The sequence below is a fragment of the Corynebacterium sp. TAE3-ERU16 genome (assembly GCF_019209935.1).
Taxonomy (GTDB): Bacteria; Actinomycetota; Actinomycetes; order Mycobacteriales; family Mycobacteriaceae; genus Corynebacterium; species Corynebacterium antarcticum.
This window is the reverse complement of the sequence record NZ_JAHUTN010000001.1, coordinates 144798-159196: the sequence shown is the minus strand read 5'-3', so window position 1 is coordinate 159196 and position 14399 is coordinate 144798. Positions and strand designations below refer to the sequence as shown.

Sequence of the window (14399 nt, the reverse complement as noted above, 5' to 3'; positions counted from 1 at the left end):
CGACCGCTACAGTTGGATGTCATGAACAGCCAACAGGAATTCGTCCTGCGCACCGTGGAGGAACGGGAGATCCGCTTCGTCCGGCTCTGGTTCACCGACGTTCTCGGCTACCTGAAGTCCGTCGCGGTCGCGCCCGCCGAGCTCGAGACCGCGTTCGCGGAAGGCATCGGATTCGACGGTTCGGCCATCGAGGGATTCTCCCGTGTCAGTGAGGCGGACACCATCGCCCGCCCGGATCCCTCGACGTTCCAGGTGCTGCCGTTCGACCGGGACGAGAGTTCCCCCAAGCAGGCGCGGATGTTCTGTGACATCACGATGCCCGACGGCCAGCCGTCGTGGGCCGACCCACGGCAGGTGCTGCGCCGCCAGATGACCGCCGCAGCCGATGACGGGTTCGTGTGCAACATCCACCCGGAGATCGAGTTCTTCCTGGTCAAATCCCTCGACACCGACGGTCAGCCACCGGTGCCCACCGACAACGGCGGCTACTTCGACCAGGCGGTGCACGACGACGCCCCGAACTTCCGCCGCGACGCGATCGAGGCCCTGGAGTACATGGGCATCTCCGTGGAGTTCTCCCACCACGAGACCGCCCCGGGGCAGCAGGAGATCGACCTCCGGTACGCCGATGCGCTCACGATGAGCGACAACATCATGAGCTTCCGCTACCTGATCAAGCAGGTCGCCCTGCTCAACAACGTGCGTGCCACGTTCATGCCGAAACCCTTCACCGACCACGCCGGTTCCGGAATGCACACCCACATGTCCCTCTTCGAGGGGGACACCAACGCCTTCCACGACCCGGACGACCCCTACAACCTCTCCCGGACCGCACGCAGCTTCATCGCGGGCATCATCGAACACGCACCCGAGCTCTCCGCCGTCACCAACCAGTGGGTGAATTCCTACAAGCGGATCGTCTTCGGATCAGAGGCGCCCACCTCCGCCACCTGGGGTCTGTCCAACCGGTCCGCGCTGATCCGCGTCCCGAACTACCGGCCCGGCAACGTGGAATCCAGACGCGTCGAGGTCCGCAACCTCGATTCCGGGTGCAACCCGTACCTCGCCTACTCGGTGCTTCTGGCGGCCGGGCTCAAGGGCATCCGTGAAGGCTACGAGCTCGGCGAGCCCGCCGAGGACGACATCTCCTCACTGACCCGTCGCGAACGCCGCGCCCTGGGATACAAGGACCTGCCCACCTCACTCGACCAGGCGCTGCGGCTCATGGAGCAGTCGGAACTCGTCGCCGAGACCCTCGGGGAGCACGTCTTCGAGTTCTTCCTGCGCAACAAGTGGCGGGAATGGCACGAATACCAGGCGCAGATCACCCAGTGGGAGCTGCGCACCAACCTCGACTACTGACCCGCCGATGTCTCCGGGGGCCAGGGACAGGCCCCCAGTCAGGATCCTGACCCAGCATGAAACACGCCCGATCGACCCGCAGAACACTGCCCACCCCGGCGGGCCTCAGCCTCAACGGCAAATCCGCCGCACGGGACCTCGACTGGCTCGGGTGGATGAACCCCGAGTCCGTCGACCTCCTCTGGGCGCTCTCCGGCGCAGGTGACCCGGACCTCGCGTTGAACACCCTGATCCGGCTGATGGAGGCCCTCGACGCCGCCGACGGGACGCCGAAAGGGGAGATGGGGGCATCCCGCCGCGAACTCGACCGGCAACTGCGTGAGGACATCCCCCTCCGCGTGCGGCTGATCTCCCTGCTCGGCGCGTCCACTGCACTCGGTGACCACCTCGTCGCCAATCCCGGTCTCTGGTGCCTCCTCGCGAAACCGGCACCTGACCGCGCCGAGATGATGCAGGCGATGCTCGGCTGTGTCGATGCCACCCCGGCCGTCTTCGATCTCCCCGACGGCGCGGAATCCGATGACGCGGCCAACGAGTACCTCTCCGCGGCGGGCACCTACCGGGCGCGGATGACCGGGAGGGAAGCCGAGCAGGAACTGCGCCGCACCTACCGGACACTGCTCATGCGGATCGCCGCCCACGACCTCGCGGGAACCTACCCCGAATCACCCCGCCGCGTCGGACAACCCGAGGTCCCCTTCACGGTCGTCGCGGGCCTGCTCACCGACCTCGCCGACGCCGCCCTGACAGCCGCGCTCGCCGTCGCCGTCGGTGGGGTCTACGGCGACAGACCCCTCGACACCCGCATCTCCGTCATGGCGATGGGCAAGTGCGGTGCCCGTGAGCTGAACTACATCTCCGACGTCGACGTCATCTTCATCGCCGAACCGGCGCACAGCCGCGCGACCCGTCTCGCCGGCGAGTTCATCCGCATAGGCTGCCGTGCCTTCTTCGAGGTCGATGCGGCCCTCCGGCCGGAAGGCAAGCACGGAGCCCTCGTCCGCACCCTCGAATCCCACATCGCGTACTACAAACGGTGGGCCCACACCTGGGAGTTCCAGGCGCTGCTCAAGGCCCGCCCCATGACCGGTGACCGGGGACTCGGCCACGCCTATCTCGATGCGCTGAACCCGATGGTCTGGGACGCCAGTCGACGCGAGAGCTTCGTCGATGATGTCCAGGCGATGCGCCGTCGGGTGATCGACAACGTCCCGGAGAACCTCCGCGACCGCGAACTCAAACTCGGACGCGGTGGACTCCGGGACGTGGAATTCGCCGTGCAACTGCTGCAGATGGTGCACGGCAGGTCCGACGAGACACTCCGGGTCACCTCCACCGTCGACGCACTCGGTGCCCTCATCGAGGCCGGCTACATCGGCCGCGAGGACGGACAGACCCTGATCGGCGCATATGAATTCATGCGGCTGCTCGAGCACAGGCTCCAGCTGCAGCGTGTGCGACGCACGCACACCATGCCCGAACCCGACGACGAAGCGGCCCTGCGCTGGCTCGCACGCACCTCCGGGATCCGTGGATCCGGGCACACATCGCTCCCGGTGGCCATGCTCGAGGAGCACCGCCGCGTCGTCCGCCAGATCTCGTCGCTGCACGCCAAACTGTTCTACCGGCCGCTGCTCAACTCCGTGGTCAATCTGCCCGTCGAGACCCTCAGGCTCTCCGCGGAATCCGCGAAACTCCAGCTCGCCGCTCTCCGTTACAAGTTCCCCGACCGCGCCTACGAACATCTGCAGGCACTGGCCTCCGGGGGCTCGCGCCGGGCGAAGATCCAGGCGATGCTGTTGCCCACTCTCATGGAGTGGCTGTCGACGACCGCGGATCCGGATGCGGGGCTCCTCAACTACCGGAAGCTGTCCGAGGCCGTCACCGACAGGCAGTGGTTCCTGCGCATGCTGCGGGATGAGGGGATCGTCGGTCAGCGGCTGATGAGGATTCTCGGTAACTCCCCCTACGTCTCCGATCTGATCCTGTCGACCCCGGACACCGTCAAACGGCTGGGGGATGGCGCGAACGGGCCGAAACTCCTGGACACCAACCCGGACACGGTGTCCAGGTCCCTCGTCAGCGCCGCCTGCCGACACACGAACCCGGACAAGGCCATCGCGACCGCCCGTTCCCTCCGCCGTGCAGAACTCGCCCGCGTGGCCGCCGCCGATCTGCTCGGCATGATGGACGTCAAGGAGGTCTGCCGCAGTCTGTCGCTCGTCTGGGACGCTGTCCTGGAAGCTGCATTGCAGGTCGAGATGGCCGCGGCCGACGCCAACTCCGGCGACGGACCCCTCGCGCGGATCGCCGTCATCGGAATGGGACGCCTCGGCGGTGCCGAACTCGGATACGGATCCGACGCGGACGTGATGTTCGTGTGCGAACCGACGGACGGGGTGAGCGACTCCGACGCGGTCAAATGGTCCATCGGTATCTGCGACCGTCTCCGGAGACGCCTGTCGAAGCCGAGTGACGATCCGCCACTGGAGGTAGATCTGGGCCTCCGCCCGGAGGGACGCTCCGGGGCGATCGTCCGCACCATCGAATCCTACGAGAGGTACTACGGGAAGTGGGGGGAGACCTGGGAGATCCAGGCGCTCCTGCGTGCCACCGCCATCGCCGGTGACCCCGACGTCGGGAAGCGGTTCCTGACCACCATCGACCGGTTCCGCTACCCACCGGAGGGCATCAGCGCGGACACCGTCCGCGAGGTCCGCCGGATGAAGGCCAGGGTGGACAACGAACGGCTCCCACGCGGTGCGGACCGCAAGACCCACACCAAGCTCGGCCGCGGGGCCCTCACGGACATCGAGTGGACCGTCCAGCTCCTCACGATGCTGCACTCACACGAGGTCCCTCAGCTGCACAACACCTCGACACTCGAGGTCCTCGACGTCATCGAGGCCCACGACATCCTCGATGACGTGAAGGTGGAACGGCTCCGGACCGCGTGGCTGACGGCCACCCGTGCCCGGAACGCACTGGTCCTCGTGCGTGGGAAACGGACCGACCAGCTGCCCCCGGCCGGCCCGCAACTGGCGCAGGTCGCCGGAGCCGCGGGCTGGGACCCGAGCCACTACCAGGAGTTCCTCGAGTACTACCTGAAGGTCACCCGCCGGGCCCGGCAGGTCGTCGACGAGGTGTTCTGGGGTGAACCCACCTTCGAACCGTAGAATCCCGGTCGGGCACGGATCCCCGACATCGGGGTCACCGTGGCGGGTGGCCTGCCCGGTTGCCCGGACCAGGGCCTCTCACCGTCGGTCGCCCGACCCGGAGCGAGGTGGCGGAGGAACGTCCGGGCCGCTGGGGAGACCCCGGGCCACTGAATGATCCGTCATGGTGAACGAATCAGACCGTTGACCCGGTCACGGTCGAGGTGGGGAACGATCAAACCCGATCCGCCATGCGGATGCAACCCGGGGCTCCAGCCGCGGACGGCGGGGGTATCCGGGACACAGATCCGGAAGGACGGCGGATGCACAGATGACGCCGGTGCAGATTTCGCCACGGGACCCCGGCGAAACCCCGCTCCGGACATCACCGGAGGGAGAATCCACCGGTGATGTTCCGGGGGCGAGGTCCCGAGCGTGGTGAGAGGCCGGTCATCCGGACACCGGCGACGACTCCCGTGAGAAACACCGATGCGCCCCTGATCCGTCCGCCCATCGTGGCACAGCGACGGGATCGTCGGTGGACGCCGCTTCCCCGCACGGATGGACTTCGGGAGTCTGTTCCAGTCAGCTGGGGACAGAGCGACAGAATACCCACGGACGTGACCGCCACAACCCTGGTGCAGCGGTCGTGGTACCGGAAGCAGTGTCCGGAGATCATCCCCGACCGTGTGCCAGGCGGCTCCATCACGGTTCCCCTGGTGGGCAGGAGTGACAGTGAGATGAGCGGGACGGCGTGGATCGGGGCCTGCACACCGCAGAAGACGGTCAGGAATGCCATTCATGTCGGTGGTGGAGCCACGCCGGATCATAAGCGACATCGGCGGGATGTCCGGGAAAACCGGAGTGTATTCCCTGTGACTGATCATCTGAGCAATATCCGTGGCTACTCGAGCGTCCCGGGGCACGGAACCGACACCGATGTCCGAGGGGCATGAGTGACCGTGGCAGTCGGTGGGGAACCGTCACAGATCCGGGGAGCAGGGAAGATGTCCGTCCCCGATGTCCCGGCAGTCGATGCCGGGGATCACGCCACGTTCGGAGCACCGTTTCTCGGTCCGGCGGCGGGCGAACGGGCGAAGACCCCGCCTCAACGGTGGGACGGGGTCGACGGACAGGGGCGGGGTCCGGTGAGCCGGCTCCCGGGGCATGGATCCAACGCGGGTTATTCCTTCGCGGTCTCCCGGACGTACATCCGACGTGCGACCCAGATGGAGGGCATCAGCATGACGAGGAGAATCGCCGCTGTGAAGAGCGGCATGTCGGGAGTGGGGCCGGACGGAGGATTCGTGAACAACGCACTGACACCGCCCAGCATGTTGAACACGGCGTGGAGCAGAATCACCGTCACCAGATCACGTGTGAAGTAGTAGATGACACCCAGCAGCAGCCCGATCGCGAACGCGTAGAGAACCTGGGTTGTCGTGGTCACCACGAGGTGCGGATCGGTGATGAGGCGTACGAAGTGCATCACGGCGAAAATCGCTGATGACGCGACGATCGACCACCATGTCCGACGCCGGTCGGTCCCGAAGGCGTCGACGAGGGTGTTCTGGATCAGTCCCCGGCACAGGAGTTCCTCCCAGATACCGGTCATGAGGCAACCCAGCACGAAGAACACCACCGGTCCCACCGAGGGTGTCATGATTCCTTCGGAAGTGGGGAAGATGAAGAACACGGAACTGAGGATCACTCCGGCGAACAGCAGATAGCCGCCACGTCGGATGTTCGCGACGCGAAAGGTGGCGTCCCGGAGCACGGAGACCCGACCGAGGATGACATACAGCAGACCGGTGACAAGGAGCGGAATGCCATAAGTGGCCACTGCATTTGGTGAGGTGGGTTGTTTGCTTCCGAACAGAAGGGAAGACACCCAGAGGCTCGCCAGGCCTACCACCGTGATGAGGACGGCCAGTGGTGCCGCCCAGCGGTGCTGCCAGTGAGTTTGACGCAACATCGTTCCTTTCTCTTGAACGGCACCGGTTCGGTGCCGCAGAAAATGCTAACCGGGCATACCTGACAGAAACGTGTCGCCGGGGGTTCCGCCGGACAGCTCGCCGCGAACTCACAGGTTCCGCACAGGCGGTGTCGAGGGGTCGTCCGGCGGGGCGAAGCCGAGAGGTGGGACGGGGTGCGAACGGCGGGGCCATCGCCCACCGGCGGAAAAGCTGGGGACCTCCGTCGGTGGAGATATCCCGAGGTAGAGGGCCGGTGGGGTTAGTAGGTTCGATACGACATCAACAATTCGTACTATAGATCGGTCAGGGTGCCCTTAGTTACAGTGGAGCCATCGAACGGAGCGCGGTACAGCGCACGTGATCCGCAGAAGAGACACAGTCGGAGTGCACGACGCTCCACAACCGAGAAGGCGAACGACATGACCACAGCAATCCAGTCGCGACGGGAATCAGACTTCCTCCCGCTCTCCAAGGCCCTCAAGTCATCCACCGCGGATGCCCACAAGTCAGCGGAGTACTCCACCTTCACGCAGGATCTGATGGCGGGCAAGCTCACGGTGGCGGACTTCATCGCCCTGCAGGAGCAGTCCTGGTTGTTCTACCGGGCACTCGAGAACGCCGCCCGCGCGGTCGCAGATGATCCCATCGCCGCAGCCATCGTGGATCCCGCGCTCGAGCGTGTTCCCTCCATCGAGGCCGACCTCGATGCCCTCCACGGAACCACGGACTGGAGGGAGAAGGTCACCGCGCTGCCCGCGACCGAGGCATACGTCGCCAGGCTCAACGAGATCGCCGATGACGCCGACGCCCCCGGGCTGATCGCGCACCACTACGTCCGCTACCTCGGGGACCTCTCCGGGGGACAGGTCATCGCCCGCATGATGCAGCGCCACTACGGTCTCGGGCCCGAGGTGCTCTCCTTCTACCGCTTCGCCGGGATCCCGAAGGTCAAGCCGTACAAGGACAGCTACCGCGCGGCGCTAGATTCCCTGCCTCTCGAAGCGAGCGACCGCGAGCGTCTGCTCGATGAGGCGTGCGCGGCGTTCCTGTTCAACTTCAACCTCTTCGCCGACCTCGGGCGCACCAGCCGGTAAACAGGTCCGGGCAGGTAGCTCAGTTCCTTCTCACCCAGCATGACCCCGGCCCGTCACCGGTCCCGGATCCGCATTGATCCCGCGCCAGCCCCGCGGCAGTATCAGCGGCACCGGGGACACCGCACGGCGGCACACCGGAGTGGATATCCAGAGTCACCGAAGTGGTTGCACGCCCCAACCGCTTCGCCATGATGGACACGGCAGCACCGGCCCGCAGCGGTTTCACCGCGCGGAAGCGCCGGAAGATGTGGAACGTGCCCCGCCGGCGGGGATCCCACCCTTGACCCCGTGGGTGTGCACCGACGCGTATTAGGCCGCGTCGCCCGCACCATGCACCCGGAAGATCCGCGACGCTCACCCGCCGCATAATCAACCGGTCAACGCGCCAGCCCGTGTTGACCGAAACAGTCCGGCGGACATCCCCGTCTTTCAACGGCGCACCGCCGGCCTGCCGGGCCGAATGGATCGTCCCCCGTCACCGTGCCCACATCACACAGTCGCTCACCCGGTAGCACACCCGCATGCATCCCCGTGCGGGTCGCGGGATCAACTGCCACAGCACCCGTGAAATTGGGGGCGCCGGTCGTACGGCCCGCGGCTTCGTGATCGGCTTTCGGATCTGAGCAGCCATCGGCAGGCTCGCCACATCGACTCCGTCGCTCGCGGTTTAGAGGCTCTTCCGGTTTTAGGGTGGGTTGATCTGGTCGTGGAGTCGCCCGGGGCGGGTGAGGGGCGCGGGATGTCGTTGGGTTGCGGAAAGCCCGGGGCGATGCCGCGGAGGTGTTCGAGGTGTGCGTTGATCGCTTCGGCAGGAGCTGTTGCCTGTGCCGGCATCGGAACAGGCCCAGCTCTCGTGGCGTCTTGTCCACGGTGATCATCCGAGTCGGGCGGCTCCGGCCAAGAGCCTAGGGCGCACCCCGGGTGGATCGAGCGGAGCGCCTTGTCCATGGTGATTCCGCCGTCCCGGCGCCGAGCACCGGTGCAGGTGTCGATGAGTCGCTGGTCGACGCGGTAGAGCACCTGCAACCGCGGGGTGGGGCCGTGGGCGGTCAAGGCAGGTATCGGGGCGGGTTCGTCGCCGCCCGGTGCACAATCCGGTGTGGGCCAGAATCGTGCGTCGGATCCCGTACAACAGATCCCCGGTGCGCCCTCGGTGCCCGCAGGTCCCGTGCCGGATTCGTTGCCGGCGCAGCGTCAGCTTCCCGGAGGCGAAGTGCACGACGTGGAACGGATCCATCACCGCGGCTGCGGCAGGTACTGCCGTGGCGGTCGGGGTGTGGCGGCCGGCGGACCCGCCAATGGTCACGACCTTGATCCGGTCCCGGAACTGCCGGTCACGGGCACCCGACCAGCCGGTCGGGACCTTCGCGCAGCGGCCCTGGATCATGTCCGGCAGCCGGGCCGGCCCGGTGCCTGCCGACCAGCGGTGTGAAGGCCCACCGGGATGGTGACGAACGCGCTGCCGTCATCCCCGCGAATGTGTTTCGACCTGTGCTCATCGACGCCAGGCGTCCGCACTCCTTTCGAGGTGACGCCCGCCGCCGTAGACCGGGGCCCGCACGGCGCTGACTGCGAGGCCGTCGACCGGGGTCCAACCCACGCCGGGTGCTGCTGTGACCGTGGAAAACTCTGGCGCGGTCGACCACCGAACCGCTGCAGGATCCACTTCGTGCACCGGCGGGTGGTCGTGGTCCTCGGTTCGGCCGGAGGCGGTGACTGCTGTCGGATGATCCTCGTGCCGCGGTCGTGGTTGCTGCAGGCGGACCGGGGTAACCGTGCGTGCCGGGTGGGCTGTCCGACAATCGGTGAATCGGGGAGCGTGCGCTGGAGGTGATCACACAACCGGCCCGCGACCTTGTGATCCGGGAATGCCGGGTCGAGGGTGAGCGGGGCACAGAAACGGGTGCGTCCGGTCGTCGTCGGCCGCGGCATCGGTGATCGTTGTCCCGCAACTCCACGGTGCGGCACACCGTCTCAGTGGGCAGACCGGCGGTGGCGTTCGGGGCAGGTCCCGGTGGTGTGGGATACAGGCGTGGACAACCTCCATCTTCACACCCCGAGATCGCCTCCCCTCACCGCGGTCACCACCATGGCCCTTCCGCCCATGACGCACTCTCAAATATCCTGCTTGGGTCAGTTGTATGAGTTCCTTTTGCTCATGTGTCAGTACCGAGATTGTCTCTCGAATAGAGAAGAGTGAGGTTATGCACAAAAAGACGGTTCCGTTTACCAATGTGATCGGAATCGTGGTCGCGTTGATCGCGTCACGGGTCTTACACAGCACCACTGAATGGAATGTGATAGGCGTTATTGCGGCATCCATCGGTATCGCGTTCGTGGTGACTGCCACCATCGTTTTCCTCGGAGGGGCACTGGGACTTTCGAGAGACAGTTCCCACGAAAACTGATGGGGTTTCGGGGGCTCTTCCGGATTGAGAGTGCGTCATGGGACGGGTGGGCGGCACCAGTGCCATCCCGTCCTCAGGCTCCGGGGGTGCCTGATTGTGCGAGTAACCGGCCGCCTGCTCGATGTGGTCGAGTGACCGGACAGTGGAGGGCCGGGAGCCGGACTCCAGGTCCTCAAAGTTCGTCGACTCGACCGGGACAAAGAGAAGACGGGCAGTGGATCTGCGTCGCCGGAAATCAGACCATCGTCCGGGAGGCGAACAAGCCCTGACTGGGGTGCGTGCGTATCAGGGGAAGGTGCAGACCACTGAATCAACTCGCAGTCAGCACAAATGAGATTCGGCGGGTGGAAACGGGCATCCCAGAAAGGAGGCGTCGGGACATCCTCTGGGGGAACAGTGCACCATCAGTGGCAGGTTTATTCTCTACGGCGTCTCAGTCAGATGGGGACAGTGGTGACCAGCCGCACTATCGCGACGAAAATGCTGGCTCCGACCACCCGGTCCGGGTTATCGGTGGGGTGTCCCAGCAACAGGACTCAGGGGACCGTGACAACGATCCGCAACAGCCGCTCAGGAAACATGTTCATCTCGATCCGCACCATCGCCGATGGGTCTGCTGCACGAACAGGTGGCATTTGGGATGGCCAGCCCGACAGAGCCGGCTGGAAGGATGTCAGCATGCCCGAGCCCTACCCGGGAGAGCTCAGCGGGGACGTGGTCCGGGGCACCCGCAGCCGCGAAGACGGCGTGAGCCCGGAGCAGGTCGCCGAGGACCCCGGAATCCACCCGGTGACGTTGAACAAGTGGTTCCGGTAGCATCGCATCGACACCGGTGAGCGGTCTGGAACCACCACCATCGAGTCGGTGGCTTTGCATCGGGCGGACGGTGTTCGGGGGGAACCTGGCTGCGGCAGGCACCGACGTGTCGGGCCGCCCGTCCGTGACGACCTCTCGGAGTTCCGGTTCCGTGCCGGGGCGCCGAACCAGGTGCAGGTCACGGGGATCTCCGGGCAGAACGCCGCCCGGGGAAGGGGCGGACTCTGTGTGGTCAAGGACATGTTCTCAGGGTCGGATCGTGAACTTATTCATCGACTCGTGCAGGAAGGACTGCCTGGCCGTCGCTGTCTTGGACGACGCCGTAACCCGCAGGCGATGGGAGGGCCGGCAGGTTGTCGGTGATGACGCACCTGCGGGGAGCTGCGGGTCGCGATCGTGATCTGGATCGGGGAGACCGACCACCGCCGGCGACGGCACGAGGTGACCCGGACGGTTGTACGCCGTCGGATTCGAGATGGTCACGGGGTGGACAGTTACCGGGGGCTGGACAACCACTGTCACCGGATCCTGAGAAGGGACTCCGACCGCAGGTCAGCCTCGGTTGCCCAGCGGTCCCGGTCCCACGGGAACGTGCCACCGGCGATGAGCCGGCCCTCCGTCATCGATGTCGGGCCGGCCTACGGATGATCGGGCGTCCCGGGGCGCACGCGTCGACAACGGGAACACCCGACAGGGACCCGGTGTATCCGGTCGCCGGGCCCCGGATCGTGGGGTGGGTATCGGGCAAGTGTGTGCCCTGTCCCCGGGGTGCGGAACCGGAGGGTGCTGGCCTGATGGAGCTGGTACTGACTGTGCCCTGTCCCCGGGGTGCGGAACCGGACGGAGGCGTGAGCGATGTCTCGTTCCCGGAACTTTGGGGCGGTGGATGTCCTCGCCGGTGTCGGCTCGGCCGGGTGCCGCCGCCACAACGGATGGGGTCAGCCGCCGATCGCGCGTGCTGGGCAATCGCGGATCTGTCGAGGGCGGGAGAGCGGTCCTATGGTCCATATATTGTGCCTGTGATCCATTCCGGGAGCGCATATCGTGTTTCTCACAATGGCGTTCGAATAATGACACCAGTGTCATTCCAGGCTTAGAGTGACGGGCATGAGCACAATTCTCCCTCCCCACGTGAGCCACTCCGCCGACATGGTCGATCCCGTGAGCACCGTAACCGAGTACCTCTCCCGCGCTGACTGGCGGGTGAACGCGAACGCCAACCAGGACTACTCCCTGGGCGGGCTGATGCTGAATGCCACCGGGAAAGTGGTGGCGAACTACTGGCTGAGCGAGGTGTTCAGCACCGATGCCGCGGCGGCTCACCGCGACGGCGACATCCACATCCATGACCTCGACATGCTCGCCGGGTACTGCGCGGGATGGTCGCTCCGGCAGCTGCTGGAGCAGGGGTTCGGGGGAGTGCCCGGTTCGGTGAGCTCCGCACCGCCGAAGCACTTCTCCTCGGCCTGCGGACAGATCGTCAACTTCCTCGGCACGCTCCAGAACGAGTGGGCCGGTGCGCAGGCGTTCAGTTCCTTCGACACCTACATGGCACCGTTCGTGCGTATCGACGGTCTCGACTACCCGCAGCTGAAGCAACTCCTGCAGGAGTTCGTCTTCAACCTCAACGTTCCTAGCCGGTGGGGGATGCAGACCCCGTTCACCAACCTCACCTTCGACTGGACCTGCCCCGGAGATCTCGCCGAGGACCACCCGTTCGTCGGCGGAGAGGTCATGGACTTCACCTACGGTGAACTCGGTGCGGAGATGGATCTGATCAACCGCGCCTTCATCGAGGTGATGGCGGAGGGGGACGCCGACGACCGGGTATTCACGTTCCCGATCCCCACCTACAACATCACCCGCGACTTCGACTGGGACAGCGACAACGCCCGTCGGCTGTTCGACATGACCGCGCGTTACGGCCTGCCCTACTTCCAGAACTTCATCAACTCCGAGCTTGACCCCGGCCAGATCCGCTCCATGTGCTGTCGGCTCCAACTGGATCTGCGTGAGCTCCTCGCCCGTGGCAACGGACTCTTCGGGTCCGCAGAACAGACCGGTTCCATAGGCGTGGTCACACTCAACTGCGCACGCCTGGGATACCGGTTCGCCGGCGACGAGGAAGCACTTCTCGCCGAGGTGGATCGCCTGGTCGGACTCGGGGTGGACACGCTGGAGCGGCGCCGGGAGCAGATCGCGGAGCTCATCGACGCCGGCCTGTACCCCCACACCCGCCGTTGGCTGCCGAGCCTTGACAACCACTTCTCGACCATCGGTGTCAACGGGTGCAACGAGATGATCCGGAATTTCACGGGTGACGCCTACGACATCACCGATCCCCAGGGACACGCGCAGGTCGCACGCCTCCTGGATCACGTCAACGCGCTGCTCGTGGAAGCCCAGGAGACCACAGGGCACCTCTACAACCTCGAGGCCACGCCCGCGGAAGGGGCGACCCACCGGTTCGCACGGGAGGACCTCCGGCGGTTCGGCGAAGGAATCATCCACGCCGGAACAGCCGCCGAACCGTACTACACAAATTCCTCCCAACTACCGGTCGATCACACCCCCGACCCGTTCGCCGCGCTCTCGCAGCAGGAGGACCTGCAGGTCAAGTACACGGGAGGCACCGTCCTCCACCTCTACATGGGGGCTGAGATGAGCTCCGGGGAAGCCTGTTCCACCCTGGTGCGGCGGGCGCTGGAGACGTTCCGGCTGCCGTACATCACCATCACGCCGACCTTCTCCATCTGTCCGAACCACGGCTACCTGTCCGGGGAACACCCGACGTGTGGGCACTGCGGGGAGGAAACCGAGATGTGGACCCGTGTCATGGGGTACTTCCGCCCGGTGTCGAGCTTCAACACCGGGAAGAAGGGGGAGTTCCGCGAGCGGACGTACTTCGCGGAACCGGCGCTGTGACCAAGGAGCCGGAGGGGGAGGGGCCAGGGTTGCCGGTCGCGGGGATCATCCCGTTCTCCGCGACGGACTGGCCCGGCCGTCTCACCGCGACGGTGTTCACGCAGGGATGTCCGTGGAGGTGCGTCTACTGCCACAACCCGTCCCTGCAGGACGTGGGCACCGGTTCACATGAGTTCGGGGAGGCGCTGGAGTTGATGGAGTGCCGCCGCGGTCTGCTCGACGGTCTGGTCATCAGTGGTGGAGAACCCACCATGCACCGGGCGCTTCCCGGGGCGATCCGGGAGGCACACCGCCGCGGATTTCCGGTCGGGTTGCACACCTGCGGATACGCACCGGCACGACTCGCGGCGCTCCTGGACGATGAACTGACCCGGCCGGAATGGATCGGGCTGGACGTCAAGGCGCTTCCGGCGGATCTGCCTTCCGTCGTCGGCTGCACCTCCGCTGTGGCGGAGCGGTCCGCCACAGCGCTCGGTCTGGTCGCTGAGACGGCGCTCCGAACCGGTATGGAGGTGCAGGTACGTACCACTGTCTGGCGGGGTGGAGTCGTGGACCGGAACCTCGGTGAATTGAGGGAACTGGTCGCGGCGCACGGGTTCGATCTGGTTGTGCAGCAGGCCCGGAACGTCGACCCTGAGGGCGTCTACCGGCTGCCGGCGTGAC

Annotated in this window: 8 protein-coding genes; 6 read left to right on the top strand and 2 right to left on the bottom strand. The window is 65.9% G+C overall.

Features of this window, described 5'->3' with window-relative positions; genetic code table 11:
- The first annotated feature begins 21 nt into the window (after positions 1-21).
- A complete protein-coding gene (locus tag KRX55_RS00660; RefSeq protein ID WP_218405949.1) occupies positions 22-1362 on the top strand; it encodes a glutamine synthetase family protein in 1341 nt (446 codons plus the stop codon).
- A gap of 56 nt (positions 1363-1418) precedes the next feature.
- Positions 1419-4538, top strand: coding sequence for a bifunctional [glutamine synthetase] adenylyltransferase/[glutamine synthetase]-adenylyl-L-tyrosine phosphorylase (locus KRX55_RS00655; RefSeq protein WP_218405948.1), 3120 nt, complete (start codon positions 1419-1421; stop codon positions 4536-4538).
- A gap of 1162 nt (positions 4539-5700) precedes the next feature.
- On the opposite strand, the gene KRX55_RS00650 is transcribed toward KRX55_RS00655, so the two are convergent.
- On the bottom strand, positions 5701-6360 hold the full coding sequence (locus KRX55_RS00650; RefSeq protein WP_218405947.1) for a CPBP family intramembrane glutamic endopeptidase: 660 nt from the start codon (positions 6358-6360) through the stop codon (positions 5701-5703).
- A gap of 552 nt (positions 6361-6912) precedes the next feature.
- Between KRX55_RS00650 and KRX55_RS00645 the strand changes: the two genes are divergently transcribed.
- Complete coding sequence (locus KRX55_RS00645; RefSeq protein WP_218405946.1) at positions 6913-7587, top strand: biliverdin-producing heme oxygenase; 675 nt, start codon at positions 6913-6915, stop codon at positions 7585-7587.
- Between the two features lie 874 nt (positions 7588-8461).
- Here the strand turns inward: KRX55_RS00645 and KRX55_RS11980 are convergent.
- A complete protein-coding gene (locus KRX55_RS11980; RefSeq protein WP_370625734.1) occupies positions 8462-8983 on the bottom strand; it encodes a transposase in 522 nt (173 codons plus the stop codon).
- A gap of 1690 nt (positions 8984-10673) precedes the next feature.
- Here KRX55_RS11980 and KRX55_RS00635 point away from each other — a divergent pair.
- The 3 genes from KRX55_RS00635 to KRX55_RS00625 all read left to right on the top strand — a co-directional run bounded on the left by KRX55_RS00635 (position 10674) and on the right by KRX55_RS00625 (position 14398).
- Positions 10674-10811, top strand: a complete 138-nt coding sequence (locus KRX55_RS00635) for a hypothetical protein (RefSeq protein WP_218405944.1) — start codon at positions 10674-10676, stop codon at positions 10809-10811.
- A gap of 1149 nt (positions 10812-11960) precedes the next feature.
- The gene (locus tag KRX55_RS00630) at positions 11961-13736 is read left to right on the top strand and encodes a ribonucleoside triphosphate reductase (protein ID WP_218406204.1); all 1776 of its coding nucleotides are present in this window, start codon (positions 11961-11963) and stop codon (positions 13734-13736) included.
- Positions 13733-14398 (top strand): anaerobic ribonucleoside-triphosphate reductase activating protein, encoded by a 666-nt coding sequence (locus tag KRX55_RS00625; protein ID WP_198738340.1) that lies wholly within the window; start codon positions 13733-13735, stop codon positions 14396-14398. The genes KRX55_RS00630 and KRX55_RS00625 overlap by 4 nt, the downstream gene beginning before the upstream one ends.
- The last annotated feature ends 1 nt before the right edge of the window (position 14399 follow it).

Excerpts from the sequence above, each read along its gene's own strand:
- KRX55_RS00660 (WP_218405949.1), top strand. The coding sequence starts at position 22 with ATGAACAGCCAACAGGAATTCGTCCTGCGCACCGTGGAGGAACGGGAG.
- KRX55_RS00655 (WP_218405948.1), top strand. The coding sequence starts at position 1,419 with ATGAAACACGCCCGATCGACCCGCAGAACACTGCCCACCCCGGCGGGC.
- KRX55_RS00645 (WP_218405946.1), top strand. The coding sequence starts at position 6,913 with ATGACCACAGCAATCCAGTCGCGACGGGAATCAGACTTCCTCCCGCTC.
- KRX55_RS00635 (WP_218405944.1), top strand. The coding sequence starts at position 10,674 with ATGCCCGAGCCCTACCCGGGAGAGCTCAGCGGGGACGTGGTCCGGGGC.
- KRX55_RS00630 (WP_218406204.1), top strand. The coding sequence starts at position 11,961 with ATGGTCGATCCCGTGAGCACCGTAACCGAGTACCTCTCCCGCGCTGAC.